The organism is Paraburkholderia sp. J94, from assembly GCF_905220285.1.
GTDB classification, from domain to species: Bacteria; Pseudomonadota; Gammaproteobacteria; order Burkholderiales; family Burkholderiaceae; genus Paraburkholderia; species Paraburkholderia tropica_A.
In genome coordinates, this window is sequence record NZ_CAJMZH010000069.1 from 1 (window position 1) to 333 (window position 333).

Consider the following 333-nt stretch of genomic DNA (forward strand, 5'->3'; position numbering starts at 1 on the left):
ACTGGTCTGACGAGCAAGCCCTTTGAGTTGTTTTGACTGGGGGATTAGCTCAGCTGGGAGAGCACCTGCTTTGCAAGCAGGGGGTCGTCGGTTCGATCCCGTCATCCTCCACCAATCCTCAATGCCTAGTGTCCGGTAAGCAGCACAAACCGGGTATTACGCATTGGCGATTGAGCCAGTCAGAGCGATGTGAGTAAAACCATATCGGCTGTCGTTCTTTAACAATCAGGAAGAAGTAGTAAAGAGATTCATCTGAAAGCGTCTAGAGATGGGCGTGAGTAAGTGAATCAGGGTTGTGATTGTATCAATGTATTTTTAAGTGATCGAAAGATC

Annotated in this window: 1 tRNA gene; it reads left to right on the forward strand. The window is 47.7% G+C overall.

What is annotated here, in order from left to right:
- Nucleotides 1-38 precede the first annotated feature (38 nt).
- Nucleotides 39-114: transfer RNA gene (locus U4Y88_RS37685), tRNA-Ala, on the forward strand.
- Nucleotides 115-333 lie beyond the last annotated feature (219 nt).